This is a genomic window from Bradyrhizobium ivorense (assembly GCF_900696085.1).
GTDB lineage: Bacteria > Pseudomonadota > Alphaproteobacteria > Rhizobiales > Xanthobacteraceae > Bradyrhizobium > Bradyrhizobium ivorense.
In genome coordinates, this window is sequence record NZ_CAADFC020000032.1 from 1 (window position 1) to 21,561 (window position 21,561).

Here is a 21,561-nt window from a genome sequence, read left to right on the forward strand (position 1 = left end):
CCTCCCTCAGCTTTGTCAGCTTCTCGGTGAGCCTCGTGACCTTCGCAGCCAGCGCCTCCGTCGGCTCCTGCCGGTCGGCGGTGTCGAGTTGGCTCAGATAGCGCGCGACGCTCTCCTCGAGCCGAGCACGCCGCCGCTCCACCTTCGCCCGGGTGAAGTTCCTGTCCCGGTTGTTCACCGCTTTGAACTTGCTGCCGTCGATGGCGACGCTCGACGTCGCGAGAAGCCCCATCTCTCGGCAGAGCTCGATGAAGCGCGCACAGACCTTGCGGAGCGCCAGGCCGTTGTCCTTGCGGAAATCCGCGATCGTCTTGTGATCCGGAGCGAGCCGACCCAGCAGCCACATCACCTCGACATTGCGGCCGGACTCTCGTTCGAGCCGTCGGCTCGACTGCACCCGGTTCAGATAGCCATAGATGTAAAGCTTTAAGAGAACCGAGGGGTGGTACGACGGTCGACCCGTTGCCGCCGGCTCCACCCCCTCAAAGCCCATCTCAGCCAAATCGAGCGCATCGACAAACGCGTCGATCACGCGAACGGGGTTGCTCTCGTCAATGAAATCATCGAGGCATTCGGGCAATAGCGTCCATTGCCCGCGATCCGCCTCTTCAACGAAGCGACCCATCAATTTCTCCCTAGAATCACGGGAGAATCATAACCGCGGCACCGCGTTTTCACACAGCCAGGGTCACAAGTGGACATCGGTAGTTGGGGCCACGCCTCAAGGCGATGGAGCTCGCGCCGAGTGCTTGCTACGGGACTTCCAGTTCATCTTGAAAGCCGACATTCCCAATGGCCATGCGGAACGTCGGCTATGGGCCAATAGGCGACATCTCAGCCGGACATGAACGAGGCCGCCAACTGTGGCGGCCCTCGCGACGACAGGTGCATGGGTCGGTGCCGAGCGGTGCCGACCACTCGGCAACGTCGAACATTGGCGACCTTACATGCGACCTCTACAAGTCTCGCGATACCTACGGCAATTTCCTTCGCCTCGTTCGCCCAACTCGTTCTTGTAGAGGCAGGCTTGTCTCAGTTCGCCGCACACATCCCTCCGAACTGGTCTTTGGCAAGTCTCCCGGTATCTGCGGCAATTTCCTTCGCCCCGCTCCCCTAACATGTCCTTGTTTTCGCAGGCACGCCGCAATTCCTCGCATTGCCCACCCCCTCGACCGTCGTACACTCGGACGCCTCCCGGTCCAAACTCAATGGATTGGGAAAAGGCGGAGATCGGAATTACGAAAAGAGCAATTGCTGCTGCGGCGCCGAACGCATACTTGCGCATAGCCGAAATAAGAAACTTCCTCATAGCGTCTCCTCCATTGTGCGTAGATTACGGAGCGGCGTGGTGTCGGATCCCGACTGGGAACTACGTTTATGTGTTCACTAACTTTCGGTTCCTGGACGAGACCTTAAAAGGTTGATCTGAACCCCAGCCGAACGGGCAATTCAGAGACTGTTTATTTCGAGCTTACTTCAGGTTCGGGTCACGAGCCGACCACGGCGACCAGTTGACCATGGCCGGCGTCCCTCCTGAAAGCGGAAATCGCAACCTTCTCAGAAAAAGGTCGGGTACGGGCCACAAGCGGAAGTCAGGGCGACACGTCCGGCGCAGCTTTCAGGTGCGGCCGTCGGCTAGCCAGCTTTCGGTCGTGTGGACGACCAGAACGTGGGTATGAAGATCAACCAGGGAAAGGCAGCGCATCGTTGCATATTACTTCGTCACACCGCCTTCTCCTTGTTCAAACAGCGAACTGCTTTGATGATACTTTGAGCGTCCTCTACATTGCCTTCGCGAGCAGCGTACTTAACATGGTCCTTGTTGCATCAGACCTCTGGAGATTTCATGAAATACATTGCCATTATCGCAGCCGGAGCAGCGCTCGCGGTAGTCGTCACGACACCGGCACTTGCAGGAAGAGCGACGGAGAACCCCGAGTGGCTAAAGAGACAGAAGGCTTGCAAGAAGGAAGCTTCCGCGCAGGGCCTTCACCTCTCGAAGAAGCGCGCGTATGTCAAAGAGTGCATGGCTAAAGGCTAATACTTGCCAGCTAGATTGCATCAAGACCCCGCTTCGGCGGGGTTTTTCTCGTTTGGTCACGTGCGAGTTCGTTGACCAGCTTCGGGACATAAGCTGACGATGACGGCGAACTGGGCGACTTCCGCTTTATGAATGGAAGCCGCCGTTTATGAGCAAACGCCCCAGCAGCCAGCCCGTAGATCCGCATGAGCAAAGCGATATGCGGGAGTTCGTGACCCCGCATATCGCTTCGCTCATGCGGGCTACGCTTGCCATGGGACTTCCGGTTCATCTTGAAGAGCCGACGTTCCCGATGGTCATGCGGAACGTCCGCTATGGGCCACTCCGGACGCCGAGGATGCTGCCGCCCGCCGGAGCTGTTATGATGATGCGGTTTTGGGGATGGATCGTCCAGAAGAGGTAATGATCATGTCTTCAGAAGGATTGTTGAACAGCGCCGAACGACTGCGTGCTTTCGAACGCCGAGGTCATGACGCTTTGGCAAGGAGCTATCACGAATTTTTTGCAGCGGTGACCAGCCTAGCTACCGAGCCGCTTCTCGACGCCGTACATTTGCATCCCGGCACAAATCTGCTGGATGTCGCGAGCGGGCCCGGTGCTCTTGCGGCAGAGGCAGCAAAGCGCGGCGCGCGCGCTGCGGGCGTTGACTTGTCCCCACGGATGGTAGAGCTGGCACACCAACTGCATCCTGGCATAGAATATCGTGAGGCAGACGTAGAACATCTCCCATTTCTCGATCACATGTTCGACGCGGTGGTCTGCGCCTTTGGGCTTGGACATTTTCCCCAGCCGGAACTTGCTGTCGCAGAGTGCGTCCGAACCTTGGCGCCAGGCGGACGCATCGCGTTCGCTTGGTGGGATGATCCGGCGCGCCAGCGAATCCAAGGCCTGTTCCGTGAAGCCGTTGCCGAGATCGGAGTAACGGTACCGAAGGACGTCCCACAGGGACACGATGTGTTTCGTTTCTCCGATTCGGGCGAATTTCTTCGGTTGCTAAACGGAGCTGGGCTCACGGCGGTGTCGGTCACCGAGCACACAGCCTCCTTTTTCGTTCCCGACACGGAAACTCTTTGGCGAGGTGGGTTGGGCAGCCTCGTTCTAACTGGCGCTGTCATCAGGTACCAAGACCAGGCAACTCAAGACTTGATCCGAACCGCTTTCGAACATCGCGCTAAGGTCTACAAATCGGCCCATGGGCTGACGCTGCCTATCGCGTTCAAAATTGGCTCCGGCCAGCGATCGACTTGATGGGTGCTCAAGCCAAGGGTCGGCTATGGGGAAATGGCCGCCCTTGATGGTTGAACCGAACCGCGTCCGCTCTTTCTCATTAAGCCGACGTTACGATGGCCAAGGGGACCATCGGCTGTGGGTCATTTTCGACGGTTTCAGCCAGCCGGTAGCCCGCATGAGCGTAGCGATATGCGGGAGTTCGTGACCCGCATATCGCTTTGCTCATGCGGGCTACGCTTGCTGCCTCAGAAAGCGGACATCTCGGCGTTCGCCATGCACGTCAGCAACGGGCCACAGGGAGACATCGCAACGTTCACCGTTCGCCTGCCTTGGACGAACTTATTTCGGAGGTGACGGCAACGCTGAGGAATGATGATCCACGAGGAGCCAGCGATCACCATCCTTGACATACGTGAAACTGTAACGCGCGGGCAAGCTCTTCGTCTCCCCGTCCTTGACCCAGGAGAACGTATAGTAGCCCGAGTTGACCGCCGCGTTTCCGTAGACACGGATCAATTGATCTCCGAATGTGACCTTGAAGTCGGGCAGCGCCTTTGCAACGCCTGCGAAATAATCTTGTACCGCCGCCCGGCCAGACCGAATGGTCGGCGACAACGTTCCCCAAAGCACTGCCCCGTCCGAATAAAGCGATGAAACTCTTTCGGGATCTGCAAGTGCCTGTCCCCATGCTGATGTGGCAGCGGCTACCTCCGCCTTCGGTTCGGCCAATGCACCGGAAGCAAACGACAATCCAATGCTCAGTGAGAGCGCGGCGGATGCAAATCCTGGAAAAAACTGCATGATTAGCCTCCCTTTGAAACAGACATGTGCACAATAAAATGCGCGTAGTGTAGCACCGAAGCGCCGAACTAGCATGTCCGTTTTGGGCCAGGAGCGGGCATCAGCAATCGGGCCCGCACGTCAAGGCGTTGGAGCTCGCGCTAAATGCAGCGCGGCCGCAACGCCTCCATCCAGGATCTGTTGCGCTTCAGCCGAGTCAGGCACTGCCCGCGCAAGCTGCAGGGTCCCCACCATGAGGCCGAAGATGGCCCTCGCGCGCCGGCAGTTATCTGCGGAATCTCCGCCGGGAAGTAACGCGGCCAGAGTCGCGACGTAGCTTCGCAGCGCCTGCTCGTAATCCTGCCTGGTGGACAGGGGCTGGCGGGCGATTTCCGGAAGCAGCGCCGCGGAGGGACATCCGTCGGCGGAGGCTTCGAGGTGGGCGCGGTTCAGGTATCGACGGATCGCGCCTTCGAGGTCGAGGCCCTTGCGTTGATCTTCCTCGAGGCAATGCTGCTGGTCGCCCAGCGCTTTCGCCAGCGCCTCGCGAACCAGCACGTCCTTGGACTCGAAGTGCGGAGAGAAGGCTCCTTTGGTCAGGCCGGCCGCGCCCATGATCCCTGCAATCCCCGTCGCGGAGATGCCGTCCCGGCGCACGCACTTCGATGCCACATCGACAATGTGCCGCCGTGTCGACAGCTTGTGACCCTTCTCGAAACGCATCTTCTGCCAACTCCACGAATGTCTCGCTACCGAGTCACGGCGCTAGATTGCGGTCGGTGGTACCCAAAACGCCTTCGAGCTTGCGGGCAAGCACCAAAAGCGTTCGGTCGCTCCCTGGCGAAGCGTCAAGCTCGAGGCCGATCGGCAGTCCGGCGCGAGACAAGCCAACAGGAAGACTGATTCCCGGCAACCCCACGCTGCTCGCTGAGACGGTGTGGTTCGCCAGCGCGAGGTAGCTGACATCCTGCCCCGCGATCCGGACGGTCGCCTGCTCCTCGATCGAGGGCGCGGTGCATGGCGTGGTCGGTTGCAGAATGACCTGCGCTCCTTGAGCGACGAACGCGGTGTCGAGACGGCGCCGGATTTCAGGCCGGCTCACCTTGAGCGCAGTCTGATAAGCCTCTGCCGAGGTAGCACCTGCACCGCCGGGCAGCACGATGTGTCCCCACGCCTGCCGAAGCTGGGGTTTGAGCCCCTCGTAAATCCCCTCGAACGTGGTCGGAACGTCGTGGCGGCGAAGGAATTCCGAAATTGCGCCCATCGTCTCATGCGCGAAGATGCCCCATGTCGCGGTTTGGATGAGGCTGTTGAAATCGTCACCAAGGTCGACCTCGACGATTTCAGCGCCGGTGTCCTGCAGCCGCCTAAGCACGTCGCGGAAGCGTGTCTCGACTTCCGAATCCACAAGATCGAGGAACTGTCGCGGCGCGAAGGCCAGCCGGGCTCCCTTGAGATCGTAACCACCGTCGAAGACCTCGGCCGCCTGTTCACCGGTCACGACCTGATCCAGCAAAATGCAGTCCTCGACGCTGCGCGCGAACACGCCCGTGGTGTCGAGCGTATGGGAGATCGGAGCAACGCCGTTGCGCGGCCAACGTCCGGTGGTTGGTTTGAAGCCAACGACACCACAGAACGATGCCGGCACCCGGATCGATCCGACGGTATCGCCTCCGAGGGATGCGGGCACGATGTTGGCGGCGACGGAGGCAGCGGAGCCGCTCGAGGAGCCGCCCGACACGTGATCTCGTTTGTGCGGATTCTTCACCTGGCCGTAACGTGCGTTATGGCCGGTCAGGCCGTAGGACATCTCGACGAGGTTGTTCTTGCCGAAGACCAGAGCGCCCGCGCGCTTGATGGCACGGACGGCGTCCGCATCTTCGCGCGGCACGAAGTGGGCGAGGCTGTCCAGACCCAGGCTCGTCGGTAGCCCTTTCGTCAGATAACTGTCTTTCACCCCGAGCGGCACGCCGAGCAGCGGAGCCGCCGATCCGGCCGCACGTGCCTTGTCCGCATCCCGCGCGGCCTCCAACACGGCGGCCTCGTCGATGCTGATGAAGGCGTTGAGTTCGGCCAGCGATCGAGCGCGCGCCAGAAGCGCCGCGGTGTAGGCTTCCGACGCGATATCGCCCTGACGAATGGCTGCTGCCGCGGCCGCAAGCCCCAGCGCGGAGGGATCCATGGCGTCTCGCGGTGCGCGATGGCCTGAAATGGCGATGGTGTCGTTCATGAAGTCCTCGCAAAGCGCTGTTTCGGCATCCGCGCTGCCCCTCAGGCAGAAACATGTAATTACGGTCGTAATATAACATTACGATCGTAATGCAATGGCCGTGTCTAGCTTCTCTGGACACATGAGCGTGAGGTTCGGCGGAGGCGATGGACAGGGCCGCCAATGGTCGGCAGACGGCGTCTTGGCTCGCCGCGCGCGTCATGGCGCCGACTCCACCCCCTAGATTTAGTGTGTGCGGACGGATGCGAGGCCCCAACCCTACTTTGCATGGGGTTGTTTTCGCGGGTTTGGTCCCGCGCCCGGCCCTAATGCCCGCCGAGATAGGCCGCGATCAGTTTTGGGTCGTGGATCAGGGTGTCGGCAGGCCCGGACTGGATGATCTCGCCGGTCTCCAGCACATAGCCGTAATCCGCCGTCTCCAGCGCGGCGCGGGCGTTCTGCTCGACCAGCAGCACCGAGACGCCGAGGCTGCGCAGCGAGGCGATGGTGCGGAAGATTTCGCGCACGATCAGAGGCGCCAAGCCGAGGCTCGGCTCGTCGAGCACCAGCAGTTTTGGTTTCGCCATCAGCGCGCGGCCGAGCGCCAGCATTTGCCGCTCGCCGCCCGACAGCGTGCCGGCGGCCTGCTTGCTGCGCTCCTTCAATCGCGGAAAGCGGTCGAACACGTCGTCGAGGCATTGTCGCGTCGCCGAGCGATCGCGCAGGCTGTAGGTGCCGAGCAACAGGTTGTCGGCGACCGACATGTCGGCGAACAGCTCGCGCTTCTCGGGCACGAGACAGAGCCCGCGCTCGACCCGGCCCTCGACGTCGATCTTCGCGAGGTCCGCGCCCTGGAACAGCATCCGTCCCGTGGAGCGCAGCAGGCCGATCGCCGCCATCAGCAAGGTAGTCTTGCCGGCGCCGTTCGGGCCGATCACGGTGACGATCTGGCCCTGCTCGACCGACAGCGAGACGTTGCGCACCGCCTCGACCTTGCCGTAGGCGACCGACACGTTCTCGATCGACAGCATCCGGGTCATGCGACGCCCCCGAGATAGGCTTCCTGCACGCGGGCGTCGCTGCGGATCGCCGCAGGCCCGCCCTCGCAGAGTTTTGAGCCGAAATCGAGCACCACGATGCGGTCGACCAATGACATCACGAACTCCATGTCGTGCTCGACCAAGAGGATGGTCAAATGGTCGGCGCGCAGCGAGCGCAGCAGCTCGGCGAGCTTCTGCTTCTCCTGGCGGCGCAGCCCGGCCGCGGGCTCGTCGAGCACCAGCAGCGTCGGATCGGCGGCCAGCGCGCGGGCGATTTCTAGCACGCGCTGATTGCCGAGCGGCAGATTGCCGGCGAGCTCGAACGGCTTGTCGCCGAGCCCGACCCGTTCGAGCTGCTGCAGGGCCTCGTAGCGCGCGCTCGCTTCCTCAGCCTGGTTCAGCCGCATGGCACCGGCGAACAGGCCGCTGCTGGTGCGCGCATAGGTGCCGAGCAGCACGTTGTCGAGCAGGCTCATCCGCGGCCGCAGCTTGACGTGCTGGAAGGTGCGGGAGATGCCGGATCGCGCGATGCGGAATTGCGCTTCATGGGTGATCGAGCGTCCCCCAAATTTGATCTCACCGGCATTGACGCGCAGCGCGCCGGTCAAGAGGTTGAACATCGTGGTCTTGCCGGCGCCGTTCGGCCCGATCAGGCCGAGGATCTCGCCAGAGCGCACCTCGAAAGAGACATTGTTGACCGCGACCAGGCCGCCGAACCGGCGTTGTGCGCCGCTGACCTTGAGCAGCGGCGTGCCCGGCGCCGGTTGCTCGCGGCGCGGCAGCGGCTTGGCCGGTTCTGGCCGCGACATTTTCATGTCGGGCAGGAAGCCGGCGAAGAACGGCACGATGCCCTGCCGCGCCCGCTGCAGAAACAGAATGAACAGCGCCGAGAAGACGACGATCTCGAGCTGGCCGGAGCCGCCTTTCACGATCAGCGGCAGGTAGTCCTGCACGGAATTCTTCAGCAGCGTCACGATCGCAGCCCCCACCACGCCGCCGAGCACGCTGCCGGCGCCGCCGACCATCGCCATCATCAGATATTCGATGCCCATGCTGGCATCGAACGGGCCCGGGCTGACGAAGCGGCCGAGATGGGCGAACAGCCAGCCGGACAGCGCGCCGAGGAACGCGGCGATGACGAAGGTTATGAGCTTGATCTGGAACGCGCTGATGCCGAGGCTCTCGACCAACGTATTGCCGCCGCGCAGCGCCCGCATCGCGCGGCCGAGCCGCGAGTCCAAGAGATTGTAGCAGAGCAGCAGCATCGCGCCGACGATGGCCCAGATCAGGAAATAGATCTGCCAGCTCTCGACCAGCGCGATCGGGCCGATCGAGATCGGCGGAATGCCGGAAATGCCGTTATGCTCGCCGAGCCCCTGGATGTTGCCGAACAGGAACGCGATCGCCAGTCCCCAGGCGACCGTGCTCAGCGACAAGAAGTGGCCCTGCAGGCGCAGCGTCACGAAGCCGAGCATCGCGGCGATGCTGCAAGTCAGGACCACGGCGAGCAGCAGTCCGAGCCACGGCGAATGGCCGTTCAGCGCGGTGACCCACGCCGTCGAATAGGCCGCGACGCCGACGAAGGCGGCCTGGCCGAACGACACGATGCCGCCGACCCCGGTCAACAGCGCCAGCCCGATCGCCGCCAGCGAATAGACGCCGATATAGTTCAGCAAGGTGATGCTGAACGGATTGAGCACGAACGGCGCCGCAACCAGGCAGGCGATGACGGCGAGCGCAATGAGGTGGATCTGCGTCGGGGTCATTCCTCGACTTCCTCTTCGGAATGCTGCGAGGCGAGCGAACGCCAGAGCAGGACGGGAATCAGCAGTGAGAAGACGATGACGTCCTTCAGCGTGCTGCTCTGGAACGAGGCGAAGCTTTCCAGAATGCCGACGCCGAACGCGCCGAGCGCGGCGCCCGGATAGCTGGTCATGCCGCCCACGATCGCGCCGACGAAGGCCTTCAGGCCGATCAGGAAGCCGGAATCGTAGAAGATCGTATTGACCGGCGCGATCAGGATGCCGGAGACGCCCGCCATCAGCGATCCCAGGAGATAGGCGATGGTGCCGGCGCGCGCCGGCCGGATGCCCATCAGCCGCGCGCCGGTGCGGTTGAAGGCGGTGGCGCGCAGCGCCTTGCCGAGCAGGGTGAAATCGAAGAACAGCAACAGCAGCCCGCTGAACACCAGCGCCGCCACGAGGATCAGCACCGTCTGGCCGGAGACGTGAACGCCGGCGATCTCCATGCCGAGCGAGGTCAAGGGTTCGGTCCTGACGCCTTCAGGCCCGAAGAACAACAGGCCGAGGCCGACCAGCGCAAAGTGCAGCGCGACCGAGACGGTGAGCAGCAGCAGCACCGAGGCATCCGCGATCGGGCGGAACACGATGCGGTCGAGCAGCGGTGCGATCGGCATGATCAGGAGCAGCGCCAGCACGATTCGCACCGGCATCGGCGGATTGAAGCGCATGGTCAGCCAGACGATCCCGACCACGGCGAGCGGCAGCACGAGATAGCCGAGGATCGCCTTCGGCACCGAGCGCAGCTCGCCGGCGCGGGCCAGCGAGCCGACCTCCATGACGCAGGCCATGCAGGCCAGCACCACGACCAGCCCGACCGTTCCGGGAAGCTGCTTGGCGTCGAGCGCCGCCAGGGTCAGCGCGGTGAACGCGGCGATGTCGCCGAACGGGATGAAGATCACCCGCGTGACGGTGAAGATCAGCACGGTGCCGATCGCGACCAGGGCGTAGACCGCCCCGGTCGCTATTCCGTCGATCGCCAGGATCGCTGCGATGTCTGCCGTCATGCTCTCGGCCGTTCCTGATTGCTAGGGCTCGTAGGTCCAGGCGCCGTTGACCAGGCGGACGATCACCAGCGCGCGCTCGTCGACGCCGTGATAGGCGCCCGCCTTGAAGTTGTAGATTGCGTGCACGCCGGCGAGCTCCTTGGTGTTGAGGATCTCGTCGCGCAGCGCCTTGCGGAATTCGACGGTGCCGGGCTTTGCGGTTTTCAGCGCGCGCTCCGCAGCGGTGGTGAAGATCCGCCAGCCGTCGAACGAATAGGCCGAGAAGCCGTCGGTGGTCGGGACATTGTTGGCCTTCAGGAACGCGGCGCGGAATTCGAGCGCGAGTTTTTTGGCGAAATGGTCGTCAGGAAGCTGCTCGGCCACGATCACCGGGCCCGCGGAGACCTGGATGCCATCCGCGGCCTTGCCGCCGACGCGCACGAAATCCGGATTGACCAGCGCGACGGTGCCGTAGGTCTTGCCCTTGAAGCCGCGCTCGCCGAGCGCCAGCAGCGGCAGCGCGCCTTGTGTGCCGGAGCCACCGATCAGAACCGCATCGGGACGCGCCGCCAAAACTTTCAGGATCTGGCCGGTCACCGAGGTATCGACCCGCGCATAGCGCTCGTTGGTCAGCACCTTGATGTCGTCGGTGGCTTCGGCGGCCTTGGCGCCGTTGTAGACGAGGTCGCCCCAGGCGTCGGAGAAGCCGATATAGCCGATGTTCTTCATTGCATCGCGCTTCATGCGGTCGGCAACCACCTTGACCAGCAGCGAGGCGGGCTGCGGCACGGAGATGCCCCATTGATCGGCCGGGTTCGGCGTTCCCGTAACCGGAGAGACGGCGATCATCGGCACCTTCAGTTCGGTCGCCACCGCCATCATCGCGATGGTCGATGGCGCCGTCGCGGTGCCGATCAACAGATCGACCTTCTCTTCCTCGATCAGCTTGCGCGCGGCGCGGGTGGCAGCCGACGGATCGGAGCCGTCGTCGAGCTGGATCAGCTTGATCTTCTCGCCATTCACCTCGCTCTTGTACTCGAGCGCGGCCTGGATGCCGCGGCCATAGGGAATGCCGATCGAGGAGCCGGGTCCGCTGAGCGATGTCACGAATCCGACCGTGATGTCGGCCTGCGCGGTCGAGGCCGTGACGAGGCCTGCCAAAAGAGCCGTCGAGAGTGCAGTCAAACTCAAGATCTTGCGCATTGCATTCCCCTTGGTTGAAAACAGCCGCTAGCTGGGCAAGATGTCAGCATCGATCGGGATCGGACCGACAGGAGTTGTGAAATGAATGCCAGCCGTGCCGGCTCCGAAATCGAGCGCCGCTTCGTCGCGACGCGCCTTGGCCGCATCCATGTTGCCATGGCGGGCGCAGGCTTCCCGGTTCTGCTGCTGCACCAGACGCCGCGCTCGTGGGACGAGTATCGCGACGTGCTGCCGCTGCTCGGCCGCGATTTCCGCGCGATTGCCATGGACACGCTCGGCTTTGGCGATTCCGACCGGCCGGCAGATCCGCCTTCGATCGAATTGTGGGCGCAAGGCGCGCTCGCACTGCTCGATGCGCTGGAATTGCCGCGCGCGGCGGTCGTCGGCCATCACACCGGTGCGGCGATCGCGGTGGAAATCGCGGCGCACGCGCCGGCGCGGGTGAACGCGCTGGTGCTCTCGGCCTGTCCCTTCGTCGATGCGGCGCGTCGCGCCAAGCACGAAAGCATGCGGGTGATCGACGATGTCGAGATGCGCAGCGACGGCGCCCATCTCAGCGAGCTCTGGGCGCGCCGGCAGCCGTTCTATCCGGCCGGCAACGCCGATCTGCTGCGGCGCTTCATGATCGATGCGCTGCGCGCCGGCGACATGGCGGCGGAAGGCCACCGCGTGGTGAACCGCTATCGGATGGAGGATCGTCTGGGGCAGATCCAATGCCCCACGCTGGTGATTGCTCCGACAGACGATCCGCACGCTCATCCGGCGGCTCCGAAGGTTGCTGGCGCGATCGGCGGCAGTGTCCTGCGCGAGCTCTCAGGAGGCATGGTGCCGCTTCCCGATCAGATGCCGGAGGCATTTGCCGGCCTGGTGCGCGATTTCGTGGCGGGTCACGTCGCCGGGTCGTGAGACGCCGCATCCGATCGCGGCGAATGCGAACCCGCCCGTCGCACCTGCTGTTCCGAGCTCGATGATCTCAGCCACGATTGAGGAACCTTTGGCAACGCAACAATCGGCGCGAAGCGCGCCCCCTTGAAGCGCCGCCGCCCGTCAATTGTTTAAAGCCTAAAGTATTTCCCGACGGAACGTCAATACGCCAACTCCGCGGTTTCCGAGAAAAGTTTGCGGCAGTTTCGCGCGGTCGCAAGCGCTGCGTTCGCTTGTGCAAAAGGGAAAGGCGCCAATTGCTCGCCGTTTCGGCAAAGCGTTGCCGCTCATGCATGAGGCGCGTCGGCGCGCCGTTCGATTGACGCCAAAATTATTTTGTGCTTGAAATATTTCGGTCGATGAGACGCCGCCATTGCAGCGGCGCGCGTTCGCAACGACAGGCTCGCGTGTGTCGTCAGCCCTGGCTTCGGCGGTTCGAGGATCGGCACGGTCGCCTGTGAACAGGATTTCCGCTGTGCGCATCTTCTGGCAGAGCTTCGTCGACCGCACCACGAGCGCGCCCTACATGGCGCGGCTCGCCGCTTACCTGAACGAGATCGCCGCACCCGGCACCAGCGTCCATGTCGAGGGCATCACGCCCGCCGATCGCGACTTCGGTCGCCTGAGCGAATTCCGTTGCGCGATCCAGGCCGTCGACAACGGGCTCGCGGCGCAGGAGCGCGGCTTCGACGCCTATGTGATGGGCCACTTCCAGGATCCGGGACTGTATGAGCTGCGCTCGGCGCTGACGATTCCCGTGACCGGCGTCGGCGAGGCCACGCTGCTCGCGGCGTCGCAGCTCGGACGCCGTCTCGGCCTTGTCACGCTCGATTCTGCTTTCGAGGTCTGGCACTACGAGCAGGCCGATCGCTACGGCCTTGCCGGCCGCATCGCGCATGTCACCGGCATGGGCTGCCGGCCGGAGGATTTCAGCGCCGCGTTCGCCGGCGATGCCGAAGCCAAAGCGCGCATGCTGCGCGACTTCACGGCCTGCGCGCAGCCGCTGCTCGATCGCGGCGCCGACGTCGTGATCCCGGCCGGCGTGTTGCCGGGGCTGCTGATCGCGAGCGAGCATGGCTTCAAGATCGGCCACGCGCCGGTGGTGAATTGCGCGGCGGTCGCGCTGAAGAGCGCCGAAATGTGGGTGCAGCTGCGGCGCCTCAACGGCACCGAGCCGAGCCGCGGACCGAGCTTCGCGCTCGCCAACGAGCGCGCCCGCGAGGATTTTCGCGCGGCGGTGGCGCACACGACCATCGCCGAATCCAAGACACGCTGAGCCCACGACAGGAATCCCGCAGTCAGATGCAAAACTCCATCCGCACACCTTATGACCGGGTCGTGATGGCAGTTCCGGTGACGATCCCCTATGTGCGCTACTCGATCGAGAGCGCGCAATGGTGGATCGGGCGTGCGCTGAAAGCGCTGGTCGACGGCGCCGGGATCACGCCGCGCGATATCGACGGGTTCTGCGTGTCGAGTTTTACGGCTGGCCTCGACAGCGGCATCGGGCTGACCCAGCATTTCGGTCTGTGCGTGCGCTGGGTCGACACCATTCCGCTTGGCGGGGCCAGCGCGATCGCGGCGCTGCGGCGCGCGGCGCGGGCGGTGCAGGCGGGCGATGCGCGGATCGTGGCCTGCGTCGCCGGCGACACCAACCACGTCGATTCGTTCCGCTATACGCTGGAGAATTTTTCGCGGTTCAACCAGGACGCCGTGTATCCCTATGGCGCCGGCGGCGCCAATGCCAGCTTTGCGCTGATCGCGCGCAATTACATGAAAACGTTCGGCGCGCGGCGCGAGGATTTCGGCAAGATCGCCGTCGCCCAGCGCGCCAACGCGCTGCGCAATCCCAACGCCCTGATGAAGACGCCGCTGACCATCGAGCAATACATGGCGGCGCGGCCGATCGCCGACCCGATCCATCTGTTCGACTGCGTGATGCCGTGCGCCGGCGCTGAGGCCTTTCTGGTGATGAGCGAGGACGACGCCGCGTCGCTCAATCTGCCGGCGGCAAAAATCCTCGCCACCATCGAGCGCCACAACGCGTTCGGCGATGATCCGGTCCAGGTCCGCGGCGGCTGGGCGATGGACGTCGACGAGCTCTACGCGATGGCCGATGTGAAGCCCGACGATCTCGATTTCGTCGAGACCTATGACGATTATCCCGTGATCTCGATGATGCAGTTCGAGGACCTCGGCTTCTGCCGCAAGGGCGAGGGGCCGGATTTCGTGCGGCAGCACGATCTGACGATCGACGGCACGTTTCCGCACAACACCTCCGGCGGCCAATTGTCGGTCGGGCAGGCCGGCGCCGGCGGCGCCTATCTCGGCGTGGTCGAGGCGATGCGCCAGGTGCTTGGCATCGCCGGGCCGACCCAAGTCAAGGATGCACGCGTCGGCCTGGCGTCGGGCTTCGGCATGATCAATTATGATCGCGGCCTCGCCTCGGGCGCGGCGATCCTCGCGGGGCCAGGCGCATGATCGACCCGATCGCAAAACCGCGTCGGAAAAATCCGCTGGCGCGAACGCGGCTGCCGACCTCGCCGCCGCGGCCGCGTAGCCGCACCGCGCACGGCTTCACCCGCGCCGCCGCCGAAGGCCGCTTCATGCTGCAGCGCTGCGGCGCCTGCGCCGCGTTCTGCTATCCGGCGCGCGATGCGTGCCCCGCCTGCTTGTCCTGCGATCTCGCCTTTGTCGATGCGCCGCCGCGCGGCACGCTGCTCAGCGAGACCACGCTGCATGTGCCGGCCGACGTGCATTTCCGCGAGCGCGCGCCATGGCGCGTCGGCCTGGTCGCGATGGATTGCGGGCCGAAGCTGGTGACGCACCTGCATGCCGATTGCGAAGAGGGCAAGCCGGTCGTGATGTCGTTTCAGCTCGACAAGAGCGGGCAGGCGGTGGCCTTCGCGCACCCCGAACGTGAGACCCCCAACATGACGGACGACAGGCAGTGGCGTGAGATGACCGCCGATCCGAAATTCCGCCGCGTTCTGGTGACGAACGGGCGCAGCATCGTCGGCCAGGAAGCGGTGACCGCGCTGAAGGCGGCCGGCGCATCGATCGTGTTCGTCGGCGTCGCGGAGCCGTGGAAGCCGTTCCGCGGCGAAGAGGCGCTGCGCGCGCTCGATGGCGTCGAGATCGTGCCGCTCGACATCGGCGACGAGAAGTCGGTCAGGGATCTCGCGGCCGATATCGGCGGCAAGGTCGATATTCTCGTCAACACGACTGAGCATGTCCGCGCCGGCGGGCTGCTCGATCGCCAGGGCTCCAGCGTGGTGCGCGACGAGATCGACCAGAGCTATCTCGGCTTCGTGCATCTGGCGCAGGCGTTCGGACCGGCGATGCGAATGCGCGGCGCCGACGGCGTCAACAGCTCCGCCGCCTGGGTCAATATCCTGTCGGTCTATGCGCTGGCGAACTGGCCGGCGTTCGGCGCCTATTCGGCCTCGCAGGCCGCGGTGCTGTCGCTGTCGCACAGTTTGCGCGCGGAGCTCAGGCCCGGCGGCGTCAAGGTGGTGAATGTCTTCACCGGCCCGCTCGATATTGAATGGTTCCAGACCGTGCCGCCGCCGAAAGTCGCGCCGCGCGCGGTCGCGAGCGCGATCGTATCGGCGCTGAAGCGCGGCCTCGAGGATGTGTTCGTCGGCGACGTCGCCGAGGAAATCCGCCAGCGCCTCGCGGCCAACCCCAAGGCGGTCGAGCGCGAGCTCGGCACATAACGAGCGTGCTGCAACAAAACGGGAGAAGCGCCATGGACAGCAACAGCCTGATGCAATTTGCCGGCGCCGTCGCCTCGGGCGCGGTGCGCGTCGTCGACCTAACTTTTACGCTCAGTCCCGATTTCCCCGTCATCGTGCTGCCGCCCGAATTCGGCCAGGCCGCGCCGGTGCGCATCCAAAAGATTTCGCAATACGACGCCGCCGGGCCGGCCTGGTACTGGAACAATCTCACCTTCGGCGAGCACACCGGCACGCATTTCGACGCGCCGATTCACTGGTTCACCGGCAAGGATTTGCCGAACAATTCGGTCGACACGCTGCCGGTCCGCGACATGATCGCGCCGGCCTGCGTGATCGATTGCTCGGCCGAGGCCGCAAAGGATCCGGACTTCCTGCTGTCGATTCCCATCGTCGAGGCCTGGGAGAAGCGCCACGGAAAAATTCCGCCGCGGCATTGGGTGCTGCTGCGTACCGACTGGTCGAAGAAGGGCTGGCGCGACTACGCCAACCTGAAGGACGACGGCGCGCATACGCCGGGGCCCGACGCCGCCGTGATGCGCTGGCTGGTCGAGGAGCGCGGCGTGATCGGCTTCGGCACCGAGACCATCGGCACCGATGCCGGCCAGGCCGGCCATCTCGATCCGCCCTATCCGGCGCACCATTTCCTGCACGGCGGCGGTCGCTACGGCCTGCAATGCATGTGCAATCTCGATCAGCTGCCGCCGACCGGCGCGGTGATTGTTGCCGCACCGCTGAAGATCCAGAACGGCTCGGGCAGTCCGCTGCGCGTGCTGGCGCTGGTGGCGGGTTCTTAAGTCCTTATCGTCCATATCGAGTGAAATCATGAACAAGAAGACTTTGTTGATCGGCGCCGCGTTGCTGCTTGGCGTCATGGCGCCGGCACGCGCGGACATCCTCGTCGGCTTCGTCACCGGGCTGAGCGGGCCGGTGTCCTCGATCGGCGTGCCCAACGCCAAGGGGCTCGCGGCCGGCCAGGCCTATGTCGGCGAGGTCGACGGCGAGAAGGTCCGCGTCATCCAGCTCGATGACGGCTCGGACCCGGCGGCGTCGACGCGCAACGCGCGTAAGCTGGTGGAGCAGGAGAAGGTCGATTTCCTGATCGGCACGTCGGGCGCGCCGCAGACGCTGGCGATGGCCACCGTCGCGGTCGAGATGAAGGTGCCGATGGTGGCGATCTCGCCGATCGCACCGGTGCCGGCCGGCGAGGGCGGCCCGTGGGTGGTGCAGACGCCGCAGCCGACGCCGCTCTTGGTGCAGGGCATCGTCAATCACATGAAGAGCCGCGGCGTGAAGACGGTCGCCTTCATCGGGTTCTCCGATGCGTTCGGCGATCTGATGTACAATTCGCTGGCGGACAGCGCTGACAAGGCCGGCATCAAGGTGACCGCGAACGAGCGCTATGCGCGGTCCGACAGCTCGGTTACCGCGCAGGTGCTGCGCGCGATGTCGGCGCGGCCCGATGCCATCATGCTGGGCGGCACTGGAACGCCCGGCGCGCTGCCGGTGATCGCGCTCGCCGAGCGCGGCTACAAGGGCCCGCTCTACGGCAATCACGGCATGATCAGCGCCGACTTCCTGCGGCTCGCCGGCAAATCGGCGGAGGGCATCATCTGCCCGACCGGCCCGGTGACGGCGGCCGAGCAGCTTCCCGAAAGCAATCCGATCCGCAAGGTCGCGCTGGCGTTCCGCGCCGCCTATGAAAAGGCCAATGGCGAGCCGCCCGCCGATGCGTTCTCACCCTATGCGTTCGACGGCTGGCTGGTGTTCATGGACGCCGCCAGGCGCGCCAAGGCGACCGGCGCCGCGCCGGGCACGCCGGCGTTCCGCAACGCGCTGCGCGAGGCGCTGTTCACCACCAAGGAGGTGGTCGGCACGCACGGCATCTACACCTACACGCCCGCCGATCGCCATGGCGTCGACGACCGCGCACGGATTTTGGTGCAGATCGAGAACGGCAAGTACAAGCTGCTGCAGTAGCGTGCAGTGAGGTTAGGCCTGATAGCGAACGCGACGGTGCTGTGCTCCCTCTCCCCCGTTCTTACGGGGAGAGGGTTGGGGTGAGGGGCCGCTTCCGCGTATACGGCAAGAGCGGTGTTCGCGGAGGCTCCCCCTCACCCGGATCACATCTTCGATGTGATCCGACCTCTCCCCGCAGGCGGGGAGAGGTGAAGCGAAAGCGGCTCAGCCGTGGCGCAGCTTGGCCTTGAGCGGGCGCAGGTCGATCGCGCGGTCCGCGGCAACCGCCGCGGCCGCGAGCGTCTTGATTTCGCCGCGGGCGAGCTTGCGCGTCGATGATAGTGGCAACTCGTCGACGATGGCGATATAGCCGGGCACTTTGTGGTAGGCGAGGCGCTCGGCGCAGGTTTTGACGATCGAACTCGCGAGCGCCTCGGCGTCGTCGACCGCCGCGTTCAGCACGATGAAGGTGAACACCTCCTCGCCGCGAATCTCGTCGGGAACCGGCGTCACCGCGCAGCTGCCGATGCGCGTATCCATGTAGAGCGCGCTTTCGACCTCGAGCACGCCGATGTTTTCGCCGCTGCGCCGGACGATGGTCTTCTTGCGGTCGAAGAAATACATCAGCCCGTCTTCGTCGGCGAACACGAGGTCGCCGGTGTGGAACCAGCCGCCTTGCCAGGCGGCTTCGGTCGCTTCCTCGTCCTTCAGGTAGCCGCTGAAGAAGCCGGCGCGCGGCGCATCGCCCTTGGCGCGGACCAATAGCTCGCCGGGCTTGCCGAGCGCGACGTCGGCACCCTGATCGTCGACCAGGCGATAGTCCATGCCGTCGGACGGCCGGCCGACGCAGCGCGCGCCAAAGCCGGCCGGCTCGCGCGCAGTGGTGGTGGCCGCGGCGCCGCCGGTCTCGGTCATTGCCCAGGCCTCGACGATCGGAATGCGGTAGCGCTCTTCGAAGGTGGCGCGGTGGCGGACGTCGACGCCGGGCGCAAAGGCGAAGCGCACGCGGTGCTGCCGTTCGACCTCGGTCACCGGCAGCTGCAGCAGGATCGCCGGGATGACGCCGAGACAATGCACGACGGTCGCGCCGCTCTCGGCCACGCACTGCCACCAGCGGTTGGCGTGAAAGCGGTCGAGCGGCACAACGGCGCCGCCGAGCAGCATCATCCCGACCGCGCTGCAGCCGAGCGCGTTCATGTGGAACATCGGCAGCGGCGTCAGATTGACCTCGCGGTCCGGCTGCAGCTCGGCGACGCCACCCTGCGCGAGGTACCAGTCGGCGACCTGCAGGAAGTAGCGGTTCGACAGCATGCAGCCCTTCGGCTTGCCGGTGCTGCCGGAGGTGAAGAGCAGCGCGCATTCATCGTTGAATTCCGGCGCCTGCCGCGTGACCTTGCTCGCGCATGACGGAATGCGGCCATCGGTGTCGATCAGGCGGGCGCGTCCCAGGTTCGCATCCTTCGTGACGTGGATGCGATCCGGCGTTGCCACCAGCAGGTCGGCCTCCGACAGCTCGAACTGGAACGAGAGCTCGTCGGGGCGAACGTCGGGATTGATCGGCACGATCGAAACCCCGAGCGCATTGAGAGCGAGCCAGTGCAGGAAGAACACCGGGCGATTTTCCAATAGCAGCGCAACGCGCGCGCCATGTCCGTAGCCCGCGGCCGCATAGTCCGCGCGCAACCGGTCGACCTCGGTCTTGAACGCGCCATAGGCGAAATTGAAGCCGTCGGGCGCGTAAGCCAGTCCCGCGGCCGCGGGCGCGAGCAGGAACGGCGCGTCGGGGCGCCGTGCGGCGGTGGCCATGAAGGCATCGGAGGGCGATCGATAGGGAATGTCGCGGCGCATTGCGGGCAGTGCTCCTGTTGATGCCTCCGGCCGCCTCGTCGGGCGGCGGCCTTGTACGCAGCCCTTGCCGTGGCCGCGGCTTTGGTTGATACTTTAAGCCTAAACTATTTTGCTGGCCAGTGGCGATCTCGGCATATCGGCGCGGCGCAGCTGTGGAGGCGTGCATGCAGGCTGGCGACAGCAGCGCGGTGGGGCAGCCGGTCTGGCCGCAGGCGGCCGAGCGGTTCCCGCCGGCCGACCGTATCCTCTCCACCATCCTGACGCGGCAGGCGGCGCGGTACCGCGATCGCACGCTCCTTGTCTGCGGCGACACGCGCTGGAGCTATGCCGAGACCGCCGGGATTGCCGCGGCGTCGGCCGCGCGGCTGATGCGGGCTGGAATTCGCACCGGCGACCGCGTCGCGCTGATGTGCTCGAACCGGCCGGAATTTCTGGAAGTGTATCTCGGCTGCGCCTGGATGGGCGCCGTCTGCGTTCCGATCAACACGGCGCTGCGCGGCATCCAGCTCAGCCACATCCTGCGCAATTCGACGCCCAAACTGCTGGTGATCGAGGCGCCGTTCATGGCGGCGATCGCTACGCTGGAGCGCGACGTCGCACCGCCGGATCTGATCTGGAGGATCGGCGAGGGCAGTAATGCTCCATCGGTGCCGGGTTCGATCGTGCCACTGCCTGCCCTCGGCGAGGGAGCAGAGCCCGCGCCGGTGCGCCCCGGCGATACGGTCGCCATTCTCTATACCTCAGGCACGACGGGACCTTCCAAGGGCGTCTGCTGCCCGCAGGCGCAGATGTTCTGGTGGGGCGTCTATTCGGCGCGCGCGCTTGGTATCGTCGAGGGCGACGTGCTGTTCACGACGCTGCCGCTGTTTCATACCAATGCGCTGAACGCGTTCTATCAAGCGCTGCTCAACGGCAGCAGCTATGTGCTCGAGCCGAAATTCTCGGCGTCCGGCTTCTGGGCCGCAGCGCGGCGGCATCAGGCGACGGTCGGCTATCTCCTGGGCGCGATGGCCGTGATGCTGCTGGCGCAGCCATCATCCGCCGACGACACCGCACATCGCCTCCGCGTCGCGCTCGGTGGCGGCGTGCCCGGCCAGTTTCATGAACCGTTTCTTGCGCGCTTCGGCGTACCGCTGCTCGACGGCTATGGCTCGACCGAAACCAATTTCGTGTTCGCAAGCCCAATTCCGTCGGACCGCCCCGGCACCATGGGCCGTCTCGTCGACGGCGTGGATGCCTGCATCGTCGATCCCGACGATGCCGTGCTGCCCGATGGCGAAGCCGGCGAATTGCTGCTGCGGGCGCGCGAGCCGTTTGCATTCTCGACCGGCTATTTCGGCATGCCCGACAAGACGGTCGAGGCCTGGCGAAATCTCTGGTTTCACAGCGGCGACCGCGTGGTGCGCGATGCCGACGGTCACTACCGCTTCATCGACCGGATGAAGGATTCGATCCGACGCCGCGGCGAGAACGTGTCGTCCTGGGAGGTCGAGCAGGTGCTGTTGAAACATCCAGCGATCGCCGCCTGCGCGATCTATCCGCTGCCGTCGGAGCTTGGCGAGGACGAAGTGGCGGCAGCCGTCCAGGTCAAGGCCGGTCATGCGCTCGAGGCGATCGACGTGGTCAAACATTGCGAGGGGCAGATGGCCTACTTCGCGATTCCGCGCTTTGTCCGCATCGTCAGCGAGATGCCGCTCACCGAGAACGGCAAGATCCGCAAGGTTGCGTTGCGCGAGGCCGGACGAACCGCCGACACCTGGGACCGCGACGCCGCGGGATACGTCGTACGACGTTGAGAGGTCCCG

Annotated in this window: 18 protein-coding genes; 9 read left to right on the plus strand and 9 right to left on the minus strand. The window is 64.8% G+C overall.

Features of this window, described 5'->3' with window-relative positions:
* A partial coding sequence (locus CI41S_RS37420; protein WP_139864053.1) for a transposase occupies positions 1 to 625 on the minus strand: 625 nt, incomplete at its 3' end.
* A 1,221-nt stretch (positions 626 to 1,846) separates the two neighbouring features.
* On the opposite strand from CI41S_RS37420, the gene CI41S_RS37430 reads away from it, so the two are divergent.
* Entirely contained in the window at positions 1,847 to 2,041 is a 195-nt protein-coding gene (locus CI41S_RS37430; RefSeq protein WP_139485700.1) for a hypothetical protein, read from the plus strand.
* Positions 2,042 to 2,449: 408 nt separating this feature from the next.
* Positions 2,450 to 3,289, plus strand: a complete 840-nt coding sequence (locus tag CI41S_RS45450; RefSeq protein WP_430650067.1) for a class I SAM-dependent methyltransferase — start codon at positions 2,450 to 2,452, stop codon at positions 3,287 to 3,289.
* A gap of 321 nt (positions 3,290 to 3,610) precedes the next feature.
* Here CI41S_RS45450 and CI41S_RS37440 read toward each other — a convergent pair whose 3' ends face one another.
* From CI41S_RS37440 to CI41S_RS37470, 7 genes are all read right to left on the minus strand, one after another.
* The gene (locus CI41S_RS37440; RefSeq protein WP_172628354.1) at positions 3,611 to 4,072 is read right to left on the minus strand and encodes a DUF4440 domain-containing protein; all 462 of its coding nucleotides are present in this window, start codon (positions 4,070 to 4,072) and stop codon (positions 3,611 to 3,613) included.
* A 120-nt stretch (positions 4,073 to 4,192) separates the two neighbouring features.
* Complete coding sequence (locus CI41S_RS37445) at positions 4,193 to 4,774, minus strand: TetR/AcrR family transcriptional regulator (RefSeq protein WP_139864056.1); 582 nt, start codon at positions 4,772 to 4,774, stop codon at positions 4,193 to 4,195.
* A 34-nt stretch (positions 4,775 to 4,808) separates the two neighbouring features.
* On the minus strand, positions 4,809 to 6,281 hold the full coding sequence (locus CI41S_RS37450) for an amidase family protein (protein WP_139864057.1): 1,473 nt from the start codon (positions 6,279 to 6,281) through the stop codon (positions 4,809 to 4,811).
* A 305-nt stretch (positions 6,282 to 6,586) separates the two neighbouring features.
* A complete protein-coding gene (locus CI41S_RS37455) occupies positions 6,587 to 7,300 on the minus strand; it encodes an ABC transporter ATP-binding protein (protein WP_139864058.1) in 714 nt (237 codons plus the stop codon).
* A complete protein-coding gene (locus CI41S_RS37460) occupies positions 7,297 to 9,066 on the minus strand; it encodes a branched-chain amino acid ABC transporter ATP-binding protein/permease (protein ID WP_139864059.1) in 1,770 nt (589 codons plus the stop codon). Before CI41S_RS37460 ends, CI41S_RS37455 begins: the two co-directional genes overlap by 4 nt.
* A complete protein-coding gene (locus CI41S_RS37465; RefSeq protein WP_139864060.1) occupies positions 9,063 to 10,106 on the minus strand; it encodes a branched-chain amino acid ABC transporter permease in 1,044 nt (347 codons plus the stop codon). Before CI41S_RS37465 ends, CI41S_RS37460 begins: the two co-directional genes overlap by 4 nt.
* 21 nt (positions 10,107 to 10,127) lie before the next feature.
* A complete protein-coding gene (locus tag CI41S_RS37470; RefSeq protein WP_139864061.1) occupies positions 10,128 to 11,288 on the minus strand; it encodes an ABC transporter substrate-binding protein in 1,161 nt (386 codons plus the stop codon).
* 81 nt (positions 11,289 to 11,369) lie between these two features.
* On the opposite strand from CI41S_RS37470, the gene CI41S_RS37475 reads away from it, so the two are divergent.
* The 6 genes from CI41S_RS37475 (at position 11,370) to CI41S_RS37500 (ending at position 17,929) form a co-directional block, all read left to right on the plus strand.
* Positions 11,370 to 12,194: an alpha/beta fold hydrolase gene (locus CI41S_RS37475; RefSeq protein ID WP_139864062.1), complete on the plus strand. Its 825-nt coding sequence runs from the start codon at positions 11,370 to 11,372 to the stop codon at positions 12,192 to 12,194.
* A 493-nt stretch (positions 12,195 to 12,687) separates the two neighbouring features.
* The gene (locus CI41S_RS37480; protein ID WP_139864063.1) at positions 12,688 to 13,488 is read left to right on the plus strand and encodes an aspartate/glutamate racemase family protein; all 801 of its coding nucleotides are present in this window, start codon (positions 12,688 to 12,690) and stop codon (positions 13,486 to 13,488) included.
* Positions 13,489 to 13,514: 26 nt separating this feature from the next.
* Positions 13,515 to 14,693, plus strand: coding sequence for a thiolase family protein (locus tag CI41S_RS37485; protein ID WP_139864064.1), 1,179 nt, complete (start codon positions 13,515 to 13,517; stop codon positions 14,691 to 14,693).
* Positions 14,690 to 15,931: an SDR family NAD(P)-dependent oxidoreductase gene (locus tag CI41S_RS37490; RefSeq protein ID WP_139864065.1), complete on the plus strand. Its 1,242-nt coding sequence runs from the start codon at positions 14,690 to 14,692 to the stop codon at positions 15,929 to 15,931. The genes CI41S_RS37485 and CI41S_RS37490 overlap by 4 nt, the downstream gene beginning before the upstream one ends.
* A gap of 32 nt (positions 15,932 to 15,963) precedes the next feature.
* Positions 15,964 to 16,746: a cyclase family protein gene (locus CI41S_RS37495; protein WP_139864066.1), complete on the plus strand. Its 783-nt coding sequence runs from the start codon at positions 15,964 to 15,966 to the stop codon at positions 16,744 to 16,746.
* 28 nt (positions 16,747 to 16,774) lie between these two features.
* Complete coding sequence (locus CI41S_RS37500; protein WP_139864067.1) at positions 16,775 to 17,929, plus strand: ABC transporter substrate-binding protein; 1,155 nt, start codon at positions 16,775 to 16,777, stop codon at positions 17,927 to 17,929.
* A 204-nt stretch (positions 17,930 to 18,133) separates the two neighbouring features.
* Here CI41S_RS37500 and CI41S_RS37505 read toward each other — a convergent pair whose 3' ends face one another.
* Positions 18,134 to 19,756: an AMP-binding protein gene (locus tag CI41S_RS37505; RefSeq protein WP_139864068.1), complete on the minus strand. Its 1,623-nt coding sequence runs from the start codon at positions 19,754 to 19,756 to the stop codon at positions 18,134 to 18,136.
* Between the two features lie 164 nt (positions 19,757 to 19,920).
* Between CI41S_RS37505 and CI41S_RS37510 the strand changes: the two genes are divergently transcribed.
* Positions 19,921 to 21,552, plus strand: a complete 1,632-nt coding sequence (locus CI41S_RS37510) for an ATP-dependent acyl-CoA ligase (protein WP_139864069.1) — start codon at positions 19,921 to 19,923, stop codon at positions 21,550 to 21,552.
* The last annotated feature ends 9 nt before the right edge of the window (positions 21,553 to 21,561 follow it).

Bases quoted from the DNA above. Each gene is read 5' to 3' on its own strand.
- CI41S_RS37450 (WP_139864057.1), bottom strand. From the start codon at position 6,281: ATGAACGACACCATCGCCATTTCAGGCCATCGCGCACCGCGAGACGCC.
- CI41S_RS45450 (WP_430650067.1), top strand. From the start codon at position 2,450: ATGTCTTCAGAAGGATTGTTGAACAGCGCCGAACGACTGCGTGCTTTC.
- CI41S_RS37485 (WP_139864064.1), top strand. From the start codon at position 13,515: ATGCAAAACTCCATCCGCACACCTTATGACCGGGTCGTGATGGCAGTT.
- CI41S_RS37475 (WP_139864062.1), top strand. From the start codon at position 11,370: ATGAATGCCAGCCGTGCCGGCTCCGAAATCGAGCGCCGCTTCGTCGCG.
- CI41S_RS37440 (WP_172628354.1), bottom strand. From the start codon at position 4,072: ATGCAGTTTTTTCCAGGATTTGCATCCGCCGCGCTCTCACTGAGCATT.
- CI41S_RS37500 (WP_139864067.1), top strand. From the start codon at position 16,775: ATGAACAAGAAGACTTTGTTGATCGGCGCCGCGTTGCTGCTTGGCGTC.
- CI41S_RS37445 (WP_139864056.1), bottom strand. From the start codon at position 4,774: ATGCGTTTCGAGAAGGGTCACAAGCTGTCGACACGGCGGCACATTGTC.
- CI41S_RS37430 (WP_139485700.1), top strand. From the start codon at position 1,847: ATGAAATACATTGCCATTATCGCAGCCGGAGCAGCGCTCGCGGTAGTC.
- CI41S_RS37490 (WP_139864065.1), top strand. From the start codon at position 14,690: ATGATCGACCCGATCGCAAAACCGCGTCGGAAAAATCCGCTGGCGCGA.
- CI41S_RS37495 (WP_139864066.1), top strand. From the start codon at position 15,964: ATGGACAGCAACAGCCTGATGCAATTTGCCGGCGCCGTCGCCTCGGGC.
- CI41S_RS37505 (WP_139864068.1), bottom strand. From the start codon at position 19,756: ATGCGCCGCGACATTCCCTATCGATCGCCCTCCGATGCCTTCATGGCC.
- CI41S_RS37470 (WP_139864061.1), bottom strand. From the start codon at position 11,288: ATGCGCAAGATCTTGAGTTTGACTGCACTCTCGACGGCTCTTTTGGCA.
- CI41S_RS37455 (WP_139864058.1), bottom strand. From the start codon at position 7,300: ATGACCCGGATGCTGTCGATCGAGAACGTGTCGGTCGCCTACGGCAAG.
- CI41S_RS37460 (WP_139864059.1), bottom strand. From the start codon at position 9,066: ATGACCCCGACGCAGATCCACCTCATTGCGCTCGCCGTCATCGCCTGC.
- CI41S_RS37465 (WP_139864060.1), bottom strand. From the start codon at position 10,106: ATGACGGCAGACATCGCAGCGATCCTGGCGATCGACGGAATAGCGACC.
- CI41S_RS37510 (WP_139864069.1), top strand. From the start codon at position 19,921: ATGCAGGCTGGCGACAGCAGCGCGGTGGGGCAGCCGGTCTGGCCGCAG.